17 protein-coding genes and 1 pseudogene are annotated in these 19,636 nt (G+C 36.2%); 16 read left to right on the forward strand and 2 right to left on the reverse strand.

Annotated features, from left to right (window positions below; all coding sequences use genetic code 11):
• Positions 1-190 precede the first annotated feature (190 nt).
• Positions 191-1,393: a BRO family protein gene (locus tag UABHE_RS33670; protein WP_372367876.1), complete on the reverse strand. Its 1,203-nt coding sequence runs from the start codon at positions 1,391-1,393 to the stop codon at positions 191-193.
• 201 nt (positions 1,394-1,594) lie between these two features.
• On the opposite strand from UABHE_RS33670, the gene UABHE_RS33675 reads away from it, so the two are divergent.
• Positions 1,595-1,846, forward strand: coding sequence for a hypothetical protein (locus UABHE_RS33675; protein WP_372367877.1), 252 nt, complete (start codon positions 1,595-1,597; stop codon positions 1,844-1,846).
• A gap of 72 nt (positions 1,847-1,918) precedes the next feature.
• Here UABHE_RS33675 and UABHE_RS33680 read toward each other — a convergent pair whose 3' ends face one another.
• Positions 1,919-3,190 (reverse strand): glucose-1-phosphate adenylyltransferase, encoded by a 1,272-nt coding sequence (locus tag UABHE_RS33680; RefSeq protein WP_372367878.1) that lies wholly within the window; start codon positions 3,188-3,190, stop codon positions 1,919-1,921.
• Positions 3,191-3,277: 87 nt separating this feature from the next.
• Between UABHE_RS33680 and UABHE_RS33685 the strand changes: the two genes are divergently transcribed.
• The 15 genes and pseudogenes from UABHE_RS33685 to UABHE_RS33755 all read left to right on the forward strand — a co-directional run bounded on the left by UABHE_RS33685 (position 3,278) and on the right by UABHE_RS33755 (position 19,621).
• Entirely contained in the window at positions 3,278-3,997 is a 720-nt protein-coding gene (locus UABHE_RS33685) for an O-methyltransferase (RefSeq protein WP_372371717.1), read from the forward strand.
• Positions 3,998-4,003: 6 nt separating this feature from the next.
• A complete protein-coding gene (gene aroC / locus UABHE_RS33690; RefSeq protein WP_372367879.1) occupies positions 4,004-5,176 on the forward strand; it encodes a chorismate synthase in 1,173 nt (390 codons plus the stop codon).
• A gap of 10 nt (positions 5,177-5,186) precedes the next feature.
• On the forward strand, positions 5,187-6,002 hold the full coding sequence (locus UABHE_RS33695) for an AAA family ATPase (RefSeq protein WP_372367881.1): 816 nt from the start codon (positions 5,187-5,189) through the stop codon (positions 6,000-6,002).
• Between the two features lies 1 nt (position 6,003).
• Complete coding sequence (locus tag UABHE_RS33700) at positions 6,004-7,194, forward strand: hypothetical protein (protein ID WP_372367882.1); 1,191 nt, start codon at positions 6,004-6,006, stop codon at positions 7,192-7,194.
• Positions 7,191-8,546 carry a Trk system potassium transporter TrkA gene (trkA, locus tag UABHE_RS33705; protein WP_372367883.1) on the forward strand — a complete coding sequence of 452 codons (1,356 nt, stop codon included), beginning with the start codon at positions 7,191-7,193 and terminating at the stop codon, positions 8,544-8,546. Before UABHE_RS33700 ends, trkA begins: the two co-directional genes overlap by 4 nt.
• Before the next feature lie 87 nt (positions 8,547-8,633).
• The gene (locus UABHE_RS33710) at positions 8,634-10,088 is read left to right on the forward strand and encodes a TrkH family potassium uptake protein (protein WP_372367884.1); all 1,455 of its coding nucleotides are present in this window, start codon (positions 8,634-8,636) and stop codon (positions 10,086-10,088) included.
• Positions 10,089-10,127: 39 nt separating this feature from the next.
• The gene (locus UABHE_RS33715) at positions 10,128-10,742 is read left to right on the forward strand and encodes a PEP-CTERM sorting domain-containing protein (protein WP_372367885.1); all 615 of its coding nucleotides are present in this window, start codon (positions 10,128-10,130) and stop codon (positions 10,740-10,742) included.
• Between the two features lie 162 nt (positions 10,743-10,904).
• Positions 10,905-12,470, forward strand: a complete 1,566-nt coding sequence (locus tag UABHE_RS33720) for an amidase family protein (RefSeq protein WP_372367886.1) — start codon at positions 10,905-10,907, stop codon at positions 12,468-12,470.
• 17 nt (positions 12,471-12,487) lie between these two features.
• A complete protein-coding gene (locus UABHE_RS33725) occupies positions 12,488-12,718 on the forward strand; it encodes a hypothetical protein (RefSeq protein WP_372367887.1) in 231 nt (76 codons plus the stop codon).
• Between the two features lie 7 nt (positions 12,719-12,725).
• Positions 12,726-13,319 carry an IS607 family transposase gene (locus tag UABHE_RS33730; RefSeq protein ID WP_372365194.1) on the forward strand — a complete coding sequence of 198 codons (594 nt, stop codon included), beginning with the start codon at positions 12,726-12,728 and terminating at the stop codon, positions 13,317-13,319.
• A gap of 18 nt (positions 13,320-13,337) precedes the next feature.
• Positions 13,338-14,882 carry an RNA-guided endonuclease InsQ/TnpB family protein gene (locus UABHE_RS33735; RefSeq protein WP_372365196.1) on the forward strand — a complete coding sequence of 515 codons (1,545 nt, stop codon included), beginning with the start codon at positions 13,338-13,340 and terminating at the stop codon, positions 14,880-14,882.
• Between the two features lie 52 nt (positions 14,883-14,934).
• A pseudogene (locus UABHE_RS33740) lies at positions 14,935-15,396 on the forward strand (NAD-dependent deacetylase); the annotation flags it as partial.
• A gap of 107 nt (positions 15,397-15,503) precedes the next feature.
• Positions 15,504-17,552 (forward strand): thiamine pyrophosphate-dependent enzyme, encoded by a 2,049-nt coding sequence (locus UABHE_RS33745; RefSeq protein ID WP_372367888.1) that lies wholly within the window; start codon positions 15,504-15,506, stop codon positions 17,550-17,552.
• A 9-nt stretch (positions 17,553-17,561) separates the two neighbouring features.
• On the forward strand, positions 17,562-18,806 hold the full coding sequence (locus UABHE_RS33750) for a dihydrolipoamide acetyltransferase family protein (protein ID WP_372367889.1): 1,245 nt from the start codon (positions 17,562-17,564) through the stop codon (positions 18,804-18,806).
• 68 nt (positions 18,807-18,874) lie between these two features.
• Positions 18,875-19,621, forward strand: a complete 747-nt coding sequence (locus UABHE_RS33755) for a hypothetical protein (RefSeq protein WP_372367890.1) — start codon at positions 18,875-18,877, stop codon at positions 19,619-19,621.
• The last annotated feature ends 15 nt before the right edge of the window (positions 19,622-19,636 follow it).

Below are 19,636 nucleotides of genomic sequence, written 5' to 3' on the forward strand. Positions count from 1 at the left end.
TATTTAGGGCGAAACTTGTTTCGAACGATCATTCACGGCTGTGAATCACGAATATCGAGGAGGCATATCGTTTGTAAAACTCTGGACATTAATATTTTTTATTGGTCGCAACTTGAATTATGTTTACGAGAATAAAGCCTTTTGGGATTAGGATGTAAGTCAATGTTAAATTGTATGTTTAGTTATTCTTCTAAATGTCGACACGCCTTTCTTTTCGCCATATATGATAAGTATATGCTCCTAATTGCACCCAGTTTTCTCCGGTAGCCCCTTGCGTTTTCTGCGCAACTATGTCGCAAAGTTTTTCATACACCTCCGTTTGCGCATATTTTACTAAAGCTTTTACAAATAAAGTATGTGGTGTTTCTTTATCTATATGAAAAATCTTAAGTCTTATGGCAAGTTGTTTCCATTTTGTTGTTGAAACAATCGGTGAATTATGCGAGACCGCAGATTTTACCTCTTCAATGCTATGCTGTAAATTAGCAAAGCGTTCTTCTAAAAGTGGTATTAAATCGCGAAAAAATTTCAAAAAGCCATCTAATCGTGCATTGACAACTACACTGTCGCGAATGATATTTTTTTGCAATTGTTGGTGCCATTCTCCAAATTGTTCTTGTGGACGATGATAAATCTTTGGTTGGTCGGTATTTTTTGAGGTATTTTTGTTTAATTTTTGCCATTCTAGTTGCGAATGCCGTAGTTTTGGAATGAGCTTTTTCATATATTCTGTGGCAAAAATTTTTCCTAAAGGATGATTTGTACCTGTCAAATAACGGTATAAACCGCTTTCATAGAAAATGAATTGATTTTCGTTTTGCTCGATTGATATCTTTTGTAAATGGATGTTCTCTATATAGCGACCGTAGCCAATGTCGATATGGTGAAAATTTCTAAGATGTGTTGTTAGAGAGTCAATAAAAAAACCTATGCGGTTATTGATTTTGATAAGTGGAATCTCTGTTGAAAACGTTTGACTTAACCAACGAGTGAGATAAATATTTTTCTCACAAGGTTTTGCTTGTGGTAACACTGTTTTACATACCCATTCCCCGATATAAAAGGCTTTAATTTTACAAGATGACGCCATAAGTAAATGGAAGCCTGATTCAGTGACAAACATTATCTTTGTGCTTACAGCATAACGCTCGATACATATACTTTGTAAGTATGTTTTTAAATCGCGAATTTCTGAACCAATAACGAGTTTTTGGTGGCATGTTTCTGAGAAAAGCGGGTTTTTACGAAGCAATACTCCCACGCAACGATATTCTAAAATCTTAGCCAATTCGCGGGCAATAAACAAAACTTCCCCTGTACTATTATCGTAAAATACATTGATATATTGATTGGGAATTTTATAAAAAAATGTGGCGACAAATTCAATATTCATAAAGCTCACCCTACAGATTGATTACAATTGATTACAAATGACAAATTCGAATTGAGTGCTTTTTGTAGTATTGTATATTGAGATGCGACAAAACAGTTGTGACATGAATTTTGAAATGCATAAAATTTTAAGTTTGTTTAGTGAATGAGTCATTGTAGACTATAGTAAGCAAACCGAATTTGAAAACTAGGAGATCTTAAAATGGGGAAGGTAATTCGCACAATTTCCATCCACTGTGCTAAGTGTAATACACTAATTTATAAATACCATAAAGGTGGACGCGGAGGTTTAGTAAAGTGTTTACTTGATCGTATTGTAAAGGACAATACTGCTGGAGATATGCGCTGCTCAGGTTGCGGCCAGGAATTCGCAAGGCCTATTTCTATTCGAAATCGTCCTGCACATAAGATTATTCAAGGAAAAGTTTTTACAAAAGGGATGTGCCGCAAGTGACATGGTGGTCACTTGCAGTATATTTGGAGTACTTTGAAAATTAACTTGTTTAGGTGTATTTGCGCTGAAGGCCTAAATAATTGTTCCATCGGGAATTGTGGCATTTTTAGGAATAATGACAATACCATCGCGAATGAAGAAATTTGGACCTTCGCCTTCTTGAACGTTGTCGCGATTTTTAATGATGCATTTTTTGCCTATGTGAACATTTTTGTCAATAATGGCGGCTTCTATATAGGTTTCATCGTGAATACCAGGAGCATCGGCTCCGACCAAGAAATCGCGTGAGGCACGGTCATGCCATGAATAGTAATCCGCTCCCATTATAACGCTGTTTTTTACAGTAGTGTTGTTGCCAATGTAAGATCGTACCCCAATGACTGAGTTAGATATTTGGCTATTGATAATAATACAACCTTCTGCAACTATTGAATCTTGGATAAAAGTGCTTTGTAGCTTAGAGGCAGGCAACATCCGTGCGTGAGTATACATTGGCATATCTGGGTTATATAAATCAAAAGCCGGTTGCCTTTTGGCCAAATCTAGATTTGCTTCATAAAACGAGCGAATGGTTCCAATATCACTCCAGTAACCGTTAAATGGAAAACTAATTACTTTGCGGTTGTTGATTGCGTTTGGGATAATTTCCTTGCCAAAATCAGTAAAAGCGTTCTCGTCTAATTCTTTGCGAAGTACTTTGCGGTTAAATATGTAGATCCCCATAGATGCAAGATATACACGACCTTCTTTTTTCAGGTCGTCATTTACGTAACTTTGTAAGCCTTCTAGTTCTTCTTGTGGTGGTTTTTCGCGAAATTCGTTGATTACATATTTGTCATCCGTTTTTAAAATTCCAAATCCAGAAGCATCTTTTGCAGTTACTGGAATTGTTGCAATAGTAATATCTGCTTCATTTTCTTGGTGATGCTGTAGCATCTTAGCATAATTCATTGAATATAACTGATCGCCAGATAGAATAAGTACTTGGGAATGAGAGTAACTGTCGATATAATGCAAGCTTTGTCGCACAGCGTCAGCTGTACCTTGGAACCATTCTTTAGATGATAGTGTTTGTTCTGCGGCTAGAATTGTTACAAAACCATTGCTGTAACTGTCAAAACGATATGCTGTTGATATATGTCGATTTAAGCTAGCAGAGTTAAATTGAGTTGCAACAAACATACGATTGATGCCAGAGTTTATACAGTTAGATATAGGAATATCAATTAAGCGATACTTACCAACTAAAGGAACAGCTGGTTTAGAACGAACCTTTGTCAAGGGAAACAAACGAGTTCCAGCTCCCCCTCCAAGGATAATAGCAATAACCTCTCGATTTAACATATTTTTTCCCTGAAAATGTAAAGAATACGCGTTGTTGTGCGCGGTGTGTGTCTGACTTTTATAATTTGAGAAAGTTGTTACAGGTAAATAAACTTACTTGAGCTACTTGTCAATAGATTATACAATGATTGTAAAAAACATTTCAACAATAAAGGAAAACGAATGAGTGAATTTATAAAACCTGTTGACCGGCGAATCGAAAGTTATATTTCTCAGTTATTAGAAAAGTATAACGATAATGTTCTCGCAGAAATGGAAAAATTCGCTGAACAAGAAAAATTTCCTGTTGTTGGACGGGCGGTTGGTAGTATGTTGCAGGTTCTTGCACGTAGTGTAAATGCAAAACGCATATTTGAGTTTGGCAGCGGTTTTGGCTATTCTGCTTACTGGTTTACAAATACACTTGCTGAAGGTGGAAAAGTTATTTGCTGTGATCATCTAGAGCAAAATGTAAAGAGGGCCAAAAAATATCTTTCAGAAGCTGGAAAATGGGAAAAAGTGGAGTATCACTTTGGACTACCGCTTGAAGTTTTTGCCGGTACTAGTGGAGATTTTGATATCATTTACAATGATGGCGAAAAACAAGAATATCCAGAAGTTTGGCAAGCTGTTAAAGATAGAATACGCCCAGGAGGACTTTATATTTGTGATAATGTTTTGTGGGCTGGACGCGTACTTGATACGGAGATGAGCGAAAGTTGTACATCCGCTATTCGCGAAAGTACGAGTATGATCATGAATGATTCTAATTATGATTTTTTTATCAATGCTATTCACGATGGTGTTCTTATTGCGCAAAGAAAGTAGCCTCAAATGATTCGTATATTAACTGCTGGAGAAAGTCACGGGCCGATGTTGAGTGCTATTATTGAAGGGATTCCTGCGGGACTTACAGTTACTCCTAGTGATATTAATGTAGACCTCCAACGTCGCCAAAAAGGTTTTGGCAGTGGAGGTCGTATGCGCATAGAAAAAGATCGCATTCAAATAATATCTGGCGTTGTTGAAAGTACAACGACAGGAGGACCTATCTCTTTACTGTTAGAAAATCGTGACTACAAAAATTGGCAGAACCGTGAGATTGTTCCAATTACCACACCACGTCCCGGACATGCAGATCTTACAGGAGCTATAAAGTATCGTTATCCAGACTTGCGCTACTGTCTTGAAAGAGCTAGCGCTCGAGAAACAGCTATGCGTGTTGCTGTAGGAGCAATATGCAAAAAATTTCTAAAAGAATTTTCTATTGTTTTAGGTGGATATGTTACACAACTGGGAGAAGTTACGGTTGTAAACAAAGTGGCTTGTCTCGAAGAGCGCGCGCAAATTGCTGAAAAAAATGCGGTGCGTTGCCCTAATGAAGGACAAGTAGAAGAAATGCATGCTCATATCAAAGAAATAATGAAGGCCCAAGATACCCTAGGAGGTGTTGTTGAAGTTTTTGCAAAAAATATTCCTGTTGGTTTGGGAACTTACGTGCAATATGATCGTCGTCTTGACGCGCAAATTGCCGCGGCAATGATGAGTATTCCGGCGATAAAAGGGGTAGAGTTTGGTTTTGCATTTGAAAATGCTCGAAAGAGAGGAAGTGCTGTTCACGATGAAATTGCTCTTCATAATGATCAGCTACAAGTTGTGCGCAAAACAAATCGAGCTGGAGGGCTTGAAGGAGGAATTTCAAATGGAGAACCTATTGTTGTTCGCATTGCAATGAAACCTATCTCTACAGTTGTTCGTGGTTTCGAGTCCGTAAATCTTGCAACAGGAAAAAGAGAAATGACAACGTACGAGCGAAGTGACTTTTGTGCACTACCGCGCGTTGTACCTATTGCTGAAGCAATGTTAGCATTAGTGATTGCGAACTCACTTCAGGAAAAAATAGGTGGAGATTCTATGGCAGAAATGAAGCCGCGTTTTCGCGATTTGCTTTCTGCGAATATCAAAGATATAAATTTGCGTAATGAGCCGTGGAAGTTTAACTATTGAGGAGACTATTTTGCAATTTACTAGTACAGATCGTTATTATTTGAATCCTGAGTTAGAGGAAATAGTGAATATTGCTATTCTTATGGAAAAACCACTTTTGCTCTCTGGAGAAGCAGGCACAGGAAAAACTCAACTTGCATTTGAAATTGCGAGAACACTTGGACTCGAAATGGAAATAGCGCGTTGTAAGTCAACTTTCAAAGGCGAAGAACTTTGCTATATTTATGATACTGTTTTACGTCTCAATGACTCGCGTTTTGGAACAGGGGATACTAAGAGAGATATTAATAATATTTGGGATTATTTGCGATTTGGGCCAATAGGTAGAGCATTTCGTTCTGAAAAACGACGTGTTTTGTTGATTGATGAAATTGATAAGACTGATAGCGATACCCAAGATAATCTACTCGATGTACTAGAAGACAATTCTTTCATTATCCGCGAGATTAACCACTGTGTGCAGGCAGAACAAAAACCTATTATTATTATCACTAGTAATGCGAAACGAGAGCTATCTGACCCGTTTTTACGTAGGTGCTTTTGTCACTTTATACCTTTTCCGCAAGTAGATGAAATTAGTAAAATTGTTAAATTACACTATCCAGATATTGATGACACTCTTTTACAAAGCTCAACGGAAGCTTTTTACAAATTGCGCCGCGAAGGATTTGAGAAACCTCCAGCAACGGCGGAACTTCTAGATTGGTTAGGAGCCTTGCAAAAAAACGAGAGAACAGGTCCAGAAAATAATGGTGAAGTAGCATTTTTGGGAAGTTTACTCAAAAGAACAGAAGATATTTTACGTTTCAAAAAGCAAAGAAGATAGTATGTTTACTGATTTTTTTCAATTACTGCGAAGGTGCGGGATTCCGATTAGTTTCCAGTATATTATTGAATTTTTCCAAGCATGGGAAAAAGGACTAGTTACTAATCTCGACCGTTTGTTTCTTGTTACGCGCCTTATTTTTGTTAAAAAAGTAGAACACTATGACATGTTTGAACGCGCATTTGCCGCATATTTTCTTGGGCAAGTAGATAAGCTGCAAATACCAGAAGTTGATTCCTTTTTTTTAAGTAAGCCATTTCGAGAATGGTTAGATAAAGAAATTGAAGAAGGAAACTTTCCTCCTCAAGCATTACACGAAATGCCTCTCGAAGAGCTTTTGCAAAAATTTTGGGAAACAATGCTTGAACAACAAGAAGAGCACCACGGGGGGAGCCGCTGGGTTGGTACGGGAGGAACGTCACCGTGGGGACACTCTGGTTATGCTAAAGGCGGTATTCGCGTTCATGGTGTGGGCGGTAATAAATCTGCGATTAAAGTTCTTGGGCAAAATCGTTATACAAATTACAAGCAAGATGCAAAGCTAGGAGCAGAAAACATACGCCAAGCACTCGCGATGTTGAAAAATATGCTTCCTGTTGGTCCTCATAATGAATTAGATATAGACGAAACGATACATCGAACGTGTAAAAATGGTGGTGAAATCGATTTCATTTTTAAACGTGAATTACGCGACCAGCTAAAAGTTGTACTTCTTATGGACAATGGCGGATATTCAATGATGCCGTATGTACGACTCATAAAGTTATTATTTTCAAAAATGCGTAGTCAATTTAAAGATTTAGAATTTTATTATTTTCACAATTGTATTTATGAAGGTGTTTATAGTGATGTTCAACATCGAAACTTTGTACCTCTTCGCAATATATTTCAAAAAGACAAAGATATTCGTTTGTTTGTCGTAGGTGATGCTAATATGGCACCTAGTGAATTATTTTCGCCATATGGAGCTATTAACTACTACGTAGAAAATGCTATTCCAGGTATCGACTGGCTACAACTTATTGCTGATACCTTTCCATATGCGGTTTGGCTTAACCCAATAGAGAAAAAGTATTGGTACTATCAAAGTTCTACACTTGAAGCGATTTCCCAAATTTTTCATATGCAAGATCTTACCCTTGATGGTTTAAAAAATGCGATCACTTATTTAGAGGAAAAAGTAGAAAAATGAACATCATTATTTTAGGCTCAGGCTCTGTCGGAGTACATTTGGCGACAGAACTTTCATGTTTAGGAAACAATGTGACTATTGTTGATACCAACAAGGAAAAACTTGCTCAAATACAAGAAACATGTGATGTCCAATGTGTATATGGTAATGGCGCAGACTTGACGGTTTTATTAAAAGCGGGTCTTGAAGATTGCAAATTGCTACTTGCCACAACAAATAATGATGAAGCAAATATGTTGAGCTGTCTACTTGCTAAGAATACTGGTGTAGCAACTACAATTGCGCGATTACGTCAAGATTTTTATTTCAAGGGGCATAAAACTCTTTATCGCAATAAAATGGGTATTGATATGATCGTTTGCCCTGAAATATTAGCAGCCTTAGAAGTGATTGGTTACACTAAAGAACTCAAAAGTTCCGTTGTTGAAACACTTGCCGATGGTAATATCGAAGTAAAAACCATTCGCGTAAGTGGAAAATTTAAATATAAAGACTATGTGCTTACAGAAATCCCTTTTCCTGAAAATACACTTGTGAGTGGTGTTGTTCGCAACGAGAAATTAACTATTCCTAGTGGGAACTATAAAATCCAAGAAGGTGATATTCTTTATATTATCGGAAAAACTGAAGTTATTGAGCACATGGGAGGTGTTTTTGATCCTAAAAAAGAAGGGTGGTTTTTTTCTCAACACAAAACCGCTTTTATTTTAGGAGGTGGGCATATCGGAGCGCTTGTTGCAAAGTTGCTATCTATGCACGAAATACAAGTGAAACTTATCGAAGAAGATCCAGAGAGATGCAAACAAGTGGCAGCAGAACTTCCTGATATCACTGTATTTAACGAAGATGGGACAAATGATAAATTTCTACACGAAGAAGGCATTGAAAACGCTGATTATTTTATTAGCACATGTAAAGAAGTTGAAACAAGCTTGATGGCTTCCCTACTTGCAAAAGATATGGGAGCAAAAGAAATTATTTCTGTAATTGATAATGATCGCTACAATCGAGTTTTACAAAGATTGGGGATTAACAATATTGTCAATCCACGCCGTAATACTTCGCAGTGTATTCTTGATTTTGTTCGTAATGGTAATGTTCTAACACATACTCTTGGACGTTTTGATGATGCTCATCTTATTGAAATGTACATCAATGATAGTTTTCCTTTTCAAGGCAAAACACTTCAACAGATTCATCTGCCTGAAAATACGTTAGTGTGTATTATACAGCGTGGAGAAGAGATATTTGTTCCCAAAGGTAGTTCCCACATTCAATCAGGAGATATTATTGTTGCTTTTACCATTGGCAAGAATATAGATCCACTACGAAAACTTTTTATTGGTGAATAAAATGGTTGACTTTTCGAGCCTGTTACAAAATTATATTTAGGATAGGTTCTTGAGTGTGTCTCATTTCTTTATTTATGGATTGAAATAATGAATTTGCAACTTATCATTCATACGCTAGGGGCTTACTTAGTTTTTTATGGGTGTTGTTTTCTCCCCTCGATTTTGTGGGGGATTTATGCTCAAGAGTGGGCGATGATAAATGTATTTGGTTGGATCACATTGTCAACGATTTCAGTAGGAACTCTGTGTAAAAAATATACTAAGAAATACCAAGGTAGCAATCAATTTACCAAAAGAGAAGGCTTGTTTTTAGTGTCTGTTATTTGGATAGCCTCTGGTATTATTGGCGCCTTGCCTTTTTACGTAAGTGGGTATATTCCGACGTTCTTATCGTCTTTATTCGAGTCAGTATCAGGTTTTACAACTACGGGAGCAAGTGTATTAAGTGATATAGAAGCTCTACCACAAAGCTTACTATTTTGGCGTTCACTTACACATTGGCTTGGAGGTTTGGGAATCGTTGTTCTTTTTATTCTTGTCTTACCTCATTTAGGCGTAGGAGGTCGTGCGTTATTCCATTCGGAAGTTCCAGGACCACATACAGAAGTTTTGAAACCCAAGATCCGTGAAACAGCTTTTATACTACTGAAAATATATATAGGTCTTACAGTGATTGAAACCTTTGCTCTCTGTTGTTGTGGGATGACTATATTCGATTCTATTTGTCATACTTTTGGTACCCTTGCAACAGGAGGGTACTCGACTAAAAATACTAGCGTTGCTGCTTTTGATAGTATTTCTATTGAAATTGTTCTTATCGTTTTTATGTTTTTGGCAGGTGTGAATTTTTCACTCTATCATTATTTTTTATCAGGACAGCGCAACATTTTTTGGAAAGATACAGAGTTTCGCGCGTATTTTCTTATTATCATCTCCGCAACAACTTTAATTATGGTTGACTTATCTTTACACTTTAGCCACGATATTTTAAAAAACCTTCGCGAGGTACTGTTTCAAGTAGTATCAGTACAGACTACGACGGGCTATGGAACGGCAGACTACGATAAGTGGCCTGGTTTTAGTAAGCTAATACTTTTTGCTCTTATGTTTATTGGTGGTTGCGCTGGTTCAACCTCTGGGAGTTTTAAGGTTATTCGTTGGGTCATTGTTTTTAAGTATATTTTCAATCAAATCGAACATGTTTTCCGCCCACAAGCAATACGTCCAATTCGCTTAGGAAAAGTAGTTATCGAAGACCAAGTTGTGAATAACATTATTGGTTTGTTTTGCCTGTGGATTATTATATTCGGAGTAACGAGTATTATCATTTCATCTATGGGATTTGATATGATGACATCAATGTCAGCAACCGCAGCAACGCTTAATAGTATTGGTCCTGGTTTTGTTGAAGTAGGACCAACAATGAATTTTTCAGTGATTCCTGATTTAGGTAAGTTGTTGCTTGTAATTTGTATGCTTTTTGGTCGATTGGAAATTTACACGTTTGTTATCTTGTTTCACCCAGCCTTTTGGAAAAAGTAAGCACCAAGAAAATTATTTTAATCAATAGAAAGTATTGAGATGAAAAAAATTTTTATAATATTATTTCTTTCTACAACGTTGTTTACTGAAGTACTCACTTTTACCGGGATGACTGTAGATCAACAAGGAGAGGTTAACGGTATATCTATTGTTGGACAAACTTTTGATGTTCAAATCGATTTTGATGATGGAAGCGTATTTAACGCGGGACTATTGACTCTTGTCAATCCTTTTATCACTCTTACTATAAATGGAGTTGATAATATTCTTGATCAAGATGGTGGTAATTACTTTATTAGAGCAGATGGGAATACATTCCAGTTTGAAGATGAGGGGGTTCAGCATGTTTTTTTTGGTCAAGATAATGATGAAATAGGGGCTGTTGCAGCGAATGACGGTGAATCATTTACTCAGTTTTTGAATAGAAGCGGCTTTAACAATTCGCTAGTTAATTTCAACCAATTTGGGATTAACAGTGTTAACCCAGGAACTTTAAATAATGGTGTTGATAATATCACTAATGTTATTTTCACAGGAGCACAAGAGGCTTTGATTTCAACAGAGGTAAATGCAGTACCAGAACCAAGTACTTACATATTAATTATACTTCTTGGTGTGACTTTATTAAATCGTAAAAAAAATACTTGTATTTAAACATAAACAAATGCTTTCATTTGACTATCTATATGTTATAGACGATTCAGACTTTATAAACGGAGTGCTTCGAATATTTAGTTAGGAGAAGTCTCTCATTGAGTGCCGTTGAGTTGAATTTTGTTCAATAAGTTTCATATTGCTGTTACTACGGGGAAAAGAATGAAAATTTTTTGTATTATTATACTAGGGTTTGCTGTTTGTTGTTTTGCCTTTAGTAAGAAAATGTTCGCCGGTACAAAAGTAGATAGTTATATAAACAAACAGCTTAAGCGCCAACAATACGGAGATACCCATAAACGAATACGCAAACTTGATTTTTCTCCATTTATAGAAGACCTAAACAATTTTAAAAATTATGCTAAAGTAGAAGAGAAAATTTCCTGCGTTGAAAATGTATATGAAATACAAGAGCTTTTTGACAGTGAGCAGTTATCATCGTATCAACTAGTGTTGTTTTATCTTAAACAAATACAATTATACGACCCGCAGCTAAACGCTATTTTAGAGTTAAATCCCGAAGTTCTAAAACAAGCTATTTCAATTGATAACAAGCGCCTTAAGAGAAGAAGTCCGCTTCACGGAATTCCTGTTCTGTTAAAAGACAATATTGGCGTTGCCGGAAAAATGCACACTAGTGCTGGAGCTGCTGCGTTAAAAGACGCTCGCTGTGATCGTGATGCTGAATTAGTAAAAAATTTACGCAATAATGGTGCGCTTCTTTTGGGTAAAACTAATTTGAGTGAGTGGGCTAATTTCATGTCTTTTTCTTCAGCAAACGGCTTTAGTAGCTTAGGTGGACAAACAAAAAATCCACATGGGCTTTTTGATGTTGGAGGGTCTAGCTCCGGTTCGGCAAGTGCTGTGGCTAAAAACTTATGCTCGTTATCTATAGGTACTGAAACAAGTGGCTCCATTATATATCCTGCTTCTCAAAATTCTGTATTCGCATTAAAACCGACACTTGGTATTATTAGTCAAGATCGTATTATTCCCATCACCTCTAAACAAGATACGGCAGGGCCAATGGCGCAGAATGTGACTGACCTTGCTGTTTTGTTTTTTGCAATGCAAGGAGAATATCGTCAAGCAAATGTACTTGATCACGCAGCTTTGAAAAAAGCAAAAATAGGTATTCTTTACGGGCAACAGTACCAAAAAAATTTCCGCGAAGGAGATAAAGGTTTTAGGCAAAAAATGCATCAGCAATTTGAAAAACTAGGTGCTACAGTAAAGGAAATAGAAGTAAATGAACCATTATTGGGTATGGTAGATGCTTATCACGTAATGGTTTATGATTTTCCACGAGAATTACAACTCTACTTGCAACAAACGCAGCAAAAAATTATTAGTTTACAAGAGGTTTTTAATTACAATAATCGACAAAAAAATAAATATGCTCCTTTTGGCCAAGGAATAATTAGATACTCTTTGAAGAAAAAAATAACTAAGCAACAATACCAAGTCTTAGTTCAAAACAATCGCGAAATTACCAAAAAAACATTAGATAATTTGTTTGATAAAAACGATATAGAAATAATTGCCACTCTGAGTAATTATTTTACAAGTGTATATGCTCCATGCGGTTATCCTGCCATTAGCATTCCTCTTGGGTATCGAGATAGTGGCGAACCAATTGGGATGACTCTTATTGCTAAAGAACACGAAGATAAAAAGCTACTGGATATTGCGTATTCATATGAACAGTTTTGTAAGAGATCAAAATGATGTTGGTGGAGTAATTGATGGAAGTTTATAAGGAAATAGCAAATTATCTTGGAGATAGTTCTCGTATTTTATTTATAACAGGAGCGGGCATTTCTGTTGATTCAGGAATTCGTTCATATCGCGGTGTGAATGGAAAATGGACAGAAGATAAAAAAGTTGAAGGTATAGTAAAGTTTAACATAAATCAATATCAAATATTATCAAAAAATATCAAATTGTTCTTGTCGAAAAGAAAAACTAAAGTATAATAAAGTAATGAAACTATCAGAATATGCAAAAAAGAATTCAATAACTTATTTAACAGCTTATCGTCATTGGCAAAAAGGCTATATAAAAGGAAAACAACTCCCGTCAGGAACAATAGTTGTTTTCGACGAAAAGGAAAAAAAAGCTAAGGAAGAAAAGCCAAGCGTGATCATTTATGCACGAGTATCATCATCAGAAAATAAAAAAAATCTAGAGTCTCAGTGCAACCGCCTAAGAGATTATGCAAGTGCTAGAGGCTATCAAATAGCAAAAGAAGTCAAAGAAATAGGATCTGGATTAAATGATAAGAGAGCAAAATTAAAGAAAATTTTAGAATCAGATGATTGGGAAATTTTAATAGTAGAGCACAAAGATCGTTTGGCAAGATTTGGATTAAATTACATTGAAATATTATTAGCAAAAGAAAATAAAAAAATAGAAGTAATAAACAAAACAAGTGGTGATAAAGAGGACTTGATGCAAGATTTCGTAAATATAATTACTTCTTTTTGTGCTAGATTATATGGGTTGAGAAGAAACAAGAGGCGAACAGAGAAAATTATAAAAGAGTTAGAAGAAGAAATGAGTAAAACTGAAAAATAAGTGAGTTTAAGCAAAATTATGAAGCTCGTAGAAAAACATAATATAACAAAAAATAATAAAAAATACTCTGAACTGGACGACTTAAGTTTCCGTTCAAAAAATCTATATAATGCTGGATTGTATGTAGTGCGTCAAAATTTTTTCGCAGGAAAAGGTTTTATAGGTTACGAAAATCTTCAAAAAGAGCTACAACAAAGTAAGCAGCCAGACTATTACGCACTACCAACAAAAGCAAGTCAGCAGATATTAAGAGTATTGTGCAAAAACTTCGAATCATTTTTTAGAGGGTTAGAAGGATACAAGATCAATCCAAATAAATTCAAGGCAAAACCAAAATTGCCAAAGTATAAACATAAGAGTAACGGACGGAATATAGTTTTATACCCAATAGATGCAATAAACAAAAAAGAATTAACAAAGAACAAAATCAAGCTATCAATGTGTAACATAACATTGTCATGTCAACAAAAACACATCAAACAGGTAAGAATAGTTCCTCGATATGGAATGTACAAAATAGAGATTGTTTACGAGAAATCAGTGTATCTACTCAAAGAAAAAGATATCACGTCGGAATTTCTCTTAGAACTACAAAAAGATACACCAATATCATTGTATTTGAGAAAAAAGTGTTCAAAAATATTGCAAGAAAAAATAGAAAACTACAAATGCGATAAACCAGCAAAGTTTTTAAAAAAAGCAATAGCAGATAAATTGAATTCTTTGATCAAAACAAAAATTTATAACAAAGATATTTTTGATTCTGTAACACTATCAAAAGTAACAAAACAAATATTAAGTCAAAAGCCAAAAGAAGAAAAGTTACTTGAGTTCAATAGATTATTATTAGAAGATTGTTACAAACAATTAGGAAAACATAAAGTTCTTAATCCTAACCTTGATAAAAACAAAATCGCTGGAATAGACATTGGGTTAAACAACTTAGCGGCTATAACTTCAAATCAAAAAGACTTCACTCCTGTCTTGATTAACGGTAGACCTCTAAAATCGATTAACCAATTTTTTAACAAAAAGCGTTCTTGTTTAATGTCTTATATCGGTAACAAAGGAACTAGTAGAAGAATTGAAAAACTTACATACAAAAGAAATTGCGTTGTTAGCAACTACCTTCATCAATCTAGTCGCTATATCATTAAATTGCTAGTTGAGAAAAGTATTGGAACATTAGTTATTGGCAAAAACGATGATTGGAAGCAACAGATTAACATTGGCAAAAGGAATAATCAAAATTTTGTTTCTATTCCCCATTCTCAGTTTGTTAACCAACTTACCTACAAAGCCCAACTTGCTGGTATTGAAGTTCTTATTCAAGAAGAAAGTTACACTTCTAAATGTTCTTTCTTAGACAGTGAACCGATTAAGAAACATCAAAATTATTTGGGACGCCGTGTTAAACGAGGTCTATTTAGGTCTAAACAAAATATTTTGCTTAATGCTGATATCAACGGGGCAGCAAACATTATTCGAAAAGCAATCCCGAATGCTTTTGCTAACGGGATAGAGGGCATAGTAGTATTCCCTAAAAGGATCACTCCTTTTTAAATGAAAATTCATTAAATGTAATATTTGATAATGTTTTCGTGAACTATACACTCAGAATGTTGATGATCTTCACTCTCAAGCAGGTTCAAAAAATGTTATTGAAATTCACGGCAATTATCGCGATTTATATTGCCGCGAATGCGACTACCAGAAAATGGTTGAAAATTATGCTGGTCTTGAAATCCCTCCTATTTGTCCTGAATGCCAGAATATGTTGCGTCCCAACGTTATTCTCTTCGGGGAAATGATACCTGGAAGAAAACTTATTAAATTCGCTGAGGAATTACAGAGAGGTTTTGACATAGTTTTTGTTGTGGGCACAACTTGTGGCTTTCCTCATATTCAAGGACCTATTTTAAAAGCTAAGGAGCGCGGGATGTTAACTGTCGAAATAAATCCTGATGAAACTTGGGCATCTGATAAAGTTGATTTTTCAATACGCGATACTGCTAACAATGCATTAAATAAAATTTGGGCTTTGTACAATGCCGACATGCCCTACCCAAAAGGTTGATCGCTCCTTTACTTTGCTTGATATAAGAGGTATAATAACTAAAAATTTATTTTTGTATTTTTTAGGAGAAATAGAAATTATTTTCTGTAATTTCTATTTGTTAGCTTATGAGTAAAATAAACAGCGACTTTGACTGGAAACAGATTTGCAAGTGGGTTATGACCTCGCGCAAAATAGATGAAATAGAAGAGACTGAGCTTTACCCGCAAAAGAAAGTATTGTACCAATTTTCTGCTCGCGGCCACGACCTAGGACAGATTTTGCTAGGTTCTATGTTGACAAATGCAAAAGACTGCGCAAGTGCTTATTACCGTTCGCGCCCTTTGTTATTAACCCAAGGTTTGGAAATTGACGATGCTTTTGCTGGTCCTTTAGCAAAATCTGGAGGATTTAGTGGCGGGCGCGATATTGGAGTTGTTTGTAATCTTCCATCTCAAGGAAAAGCAACAATTATCCCAATGGCAGGAGATGTGGGCTCGCAATATACACCTGCTATTGGCTGGGCACAAGCGATTGAGTATCGTAGAGATACTTTAAAAGAAAGTGCTTATGATAAAGCAATTTCGGTTGTTCTTGGTGGAGAAGGTTCGGTTGCGACAAATGGTTTCTGGTCAGCTCTTACTATTGCAACGACTTTGAAATTACCATTTTTATTTTATATAGAAGATAATGGTTATGCTATATCTGTTACTTCAGAGAAGCAAACGCCTGGAGCGAATATCGCAAAAAATTTGCAATCATTTTCTCATCTTAATATTTTAAGTGGTGATGGTACTGATCCTCACGAAGCTTCGCAGCTTATAAAAAAAGCTGTAGACGCGGTTCGTAATAATGAAGGGCCTGTATTACTGCGTTTAACTGTTCCACGTCTTTGTGGTCATTCTGGACAAGATACTCAAGCGTACAAGTCTCCTGAACTTTTAGAACAAGAACAACAAAGTGATCCTTATCATAAATTACGTGATTATATTGTTCCTGAATGTATGAACGAAAAAGAGTGGCAAGCTTTAGAAGAAAAAGTTGCAGTAGAGGTAAATAGCAAATTGCAAATGGCACTAGAGCGACCAGAACCATCTCCTGATGATGTAACAAAGCATTTATTTTATGAAGACGAAATTCAGATAACAGGTGGACTTGCTTCTGAAAATCATAATTTTCCTGAAACTAAAGATACTCCACAAACGGGCACTGCAAGAATGAATATGCTTACTGCTATTAGACAAACTCTAGAGCATGAACTCGAGGCAAATCCAAAACTTCTCGTTTTTGGAGAAGATGTTGGCCCGAAAGGAGGAGTTCATGCTGCTACAATGGGATTGCAGAAAAAATTTGGCGAAGAGCGCGTTTTTGATACGAGTTTATCAGAAGAAGGTATCATTGGGCGTGCTGTTGGAATGGCGCTTGCCGGTTTAATGCCCGTTGCCGAAATTCAATTCCGTAAATACGCAGATCCCGCGACAGAACAGCTAAATAACTGTGGTACAATACGCTGGCGCACTAAGAATCGTTTCGCGGCGCCAATTGTTGTTCGCTTGCCAGGTGGTTTTGCTAAATGTGGTGATCCGTGGCATAGTGTGTCAAATGAGGTAATGTGGGTACATGGGCAGGGTTGGCAAGTGGTTTGCCCATCTAATGCTGAAGATGCCGTTGGCCTTTTACGGGCAGCGATGAGAAGTAATAATCCAACTATATTTTTCGAGCATCGTGCGCTTTTGGATAATTCTTGGGCGCGACGTCCTTACCCTGGAGAAAATTATGTTTTACCTATGGGGAAAGCAAAGCTCATTGCTACAGGAAGTGATATTACAATTGTCACTTGGGGAGCGATGGTCGAAAGATGTGAAAAAGCAGCGAAAGGTCACAGTGCCGATATTCTAGATTTACGTACATTATCTCCTTGGGATAAAGAGGCAATTCTCGCTTCTGTAGACAAAACCAAAAAATGTTTGATTGTTCACGAAGATAATATGACCGCTGGTTTTGGTGCAGAGATTAGTGCGACTATTGTCAAAGAAGCTTTTTTTAGTTTGGATGCTCCTATCGAGAGAATTGCTGTGCCTAATATTCCGATCCCTTACAACATTGGATTAATGAATGCGGTTGTACCAAGCGTTGAAAAAATAACAAAAGCCATAAAAGAACTCATTGAATTCTAAGGGAAAACTATGTCCAAAACAGTTCTCGTTACTATGCCAGAGCAAGAAGGATCAAAATCAGTCGTGGAAAAATGGTTAAAGCAACCAGGAGATTTCGTTGGAATTCATGAACCGATTGTTGAGATAAGCACTGATAAAGTAACTATCGAAATTTCTTCGCCTGCGACAGGAGAATTGCATAAAATTTTCAAACAAGAAAATGCTGATGTTATGCCAGGAGAAGAGTTAGCCGAAATCCTTCTTTTTGGAGAGCCGACAGTACGTACGACTACAGATCGTCTCTCTAAAGAGTATACGGAAAATATTAAAACAGCTACAGAACAAAAAACTGTAGAGCACAAACTACTTTTGAGTCCTGCTGTAAGAAAACTTGTACGAAAACACAATTTAGATGTATCTAAAATAGATGGTAGTGGTAAAAAAGGGCGCATAACACATAAAGATGTTATGTTCTATGTTGCAAGAAACAAGATTCAAGATAAACAAATAAAATCTCATGTTGAACCGCATGAGTCGAGTTATCCTACGACAACAAGGATTAATTCTCTAAAGAGTGCTTCTACTACAAGTCGATTTGTACCGCATTCACCTATGCGTAAGCAAATAGCAAATCATATGGTCAATAGCATGTTGAAGGTAGCTCCACATGTCACGGCTATTTTTGAAGTAAATATGTCGAATGTGATTGCTCATCGTAGTAAAAATAAAGAAGCATACGCAAAACAAGGAGTTAAATTAACATTTACTTCGTATTTTGCTACGGCAGCCGCTATAGCAGTGCAAGAAGTTCCTGAGGTAAACTCGCGTTGGCATGATGATAAGCTGGAGATATTCCATAACTGTAATATTGGTGTTGCCACAGCAATGGATAAAGGCCTTATCGTTCCTGTGTTAAAGGATGTACAAAATTTAAATTTAATGGGGGTTGCCAATGAATTACATCGCTTGATAGAAAAAGCAAGAAGTGGTAAATTGGCAAATGAAGATGTACAAGGTGGGACTTTTACAATTACCAATCACGGAGTTAGTGGTAGCTTAATCGCAACACCAATTATTAATCAACCACAGTCAGCTATTTTGGGAATTGGCAAAATGCAAAAACGCGTTGTTGTTAAGGAAATAAATGGACAAGACTGTATACAAATCCAACCGATGATTTATGTGACTTTGACAATAGATCACCGCGCAATGGATGGCTTCCAGGCGAATAAATTTTTAACCGCTTTTGTCGACGTTTTAGAAAATTGGTCATAAAATGTGTGCGTCTGAAATTTTAGGCGCACTGTTAAAACAAAAACGAGGTTATTAAGTGAAGGTTTATTATGCGCCGAAAATTACATATTTGTATTTTTTTGATCTATTTTGTTTTTCTGCTAAGTATGGTAAATGCTGAAATAATTACAAGTATTGACTTTACAGGACAAGAATTACTCAATGATCCAAATACTGTTTTCCCCAATGGAAACAGGCAGCCAGTAGATAATGGTGATGGAACTATTACCTTTAACGAAGGTGCTGTTAACTTCATTGAAATTATGTCTCGTACAACTATTCTTGCGCCAGGAACAGCTAATAATGTTTCCGTAGATATTACTGCCGATATTACTCCACTAACTGATGATAACGACCTTTTCTTATCTTTAAGTGACGGTATTAATACATCGGGCTTTATTCGACTTGACAATGGAGGTGGACAACTAAGTTTTTCCACAGCCGAAGATGGAGGAGACATTTTAAATAATCCTAATTTTAACCTTGATGTTACCAACGCAGCTTTTAGTGATATTTTTAGTATCTCTTTTTCAATCGAAGATGGAGTTACTACTTTACAAGCAAATATGAGCGGAATATTTACACCTTTAATAGTCTCAGATATACCACTAGATGCATCTTTAGGACTAACTTTGTTATTATCAGGAAACAATGCCGCTGAAAGATATCAGGTAAATAATCTTTCCGCTACTGTTAGTACGGTTCCTGAACCATCTTCTTATATCTTACTATTTATTTGCTTACTCATTTTTCGCTATAAAACTTTAAGTAAGCGTTTTATTTCACAACAAGATTAGTATTTTAGTTGATGT

This window comes from Candidatus Uabimicrobium helgolandensis (assembly GCF_041508025.1).
GTDB classification, from domain to species: domain Bacteria; phylum Planctomycetota; class Uabimicrobiia; order Uabimicrobiales; family Uabimicrobiaceae; genus Uabimicrobium; species Uabimicrobium helgolandensis.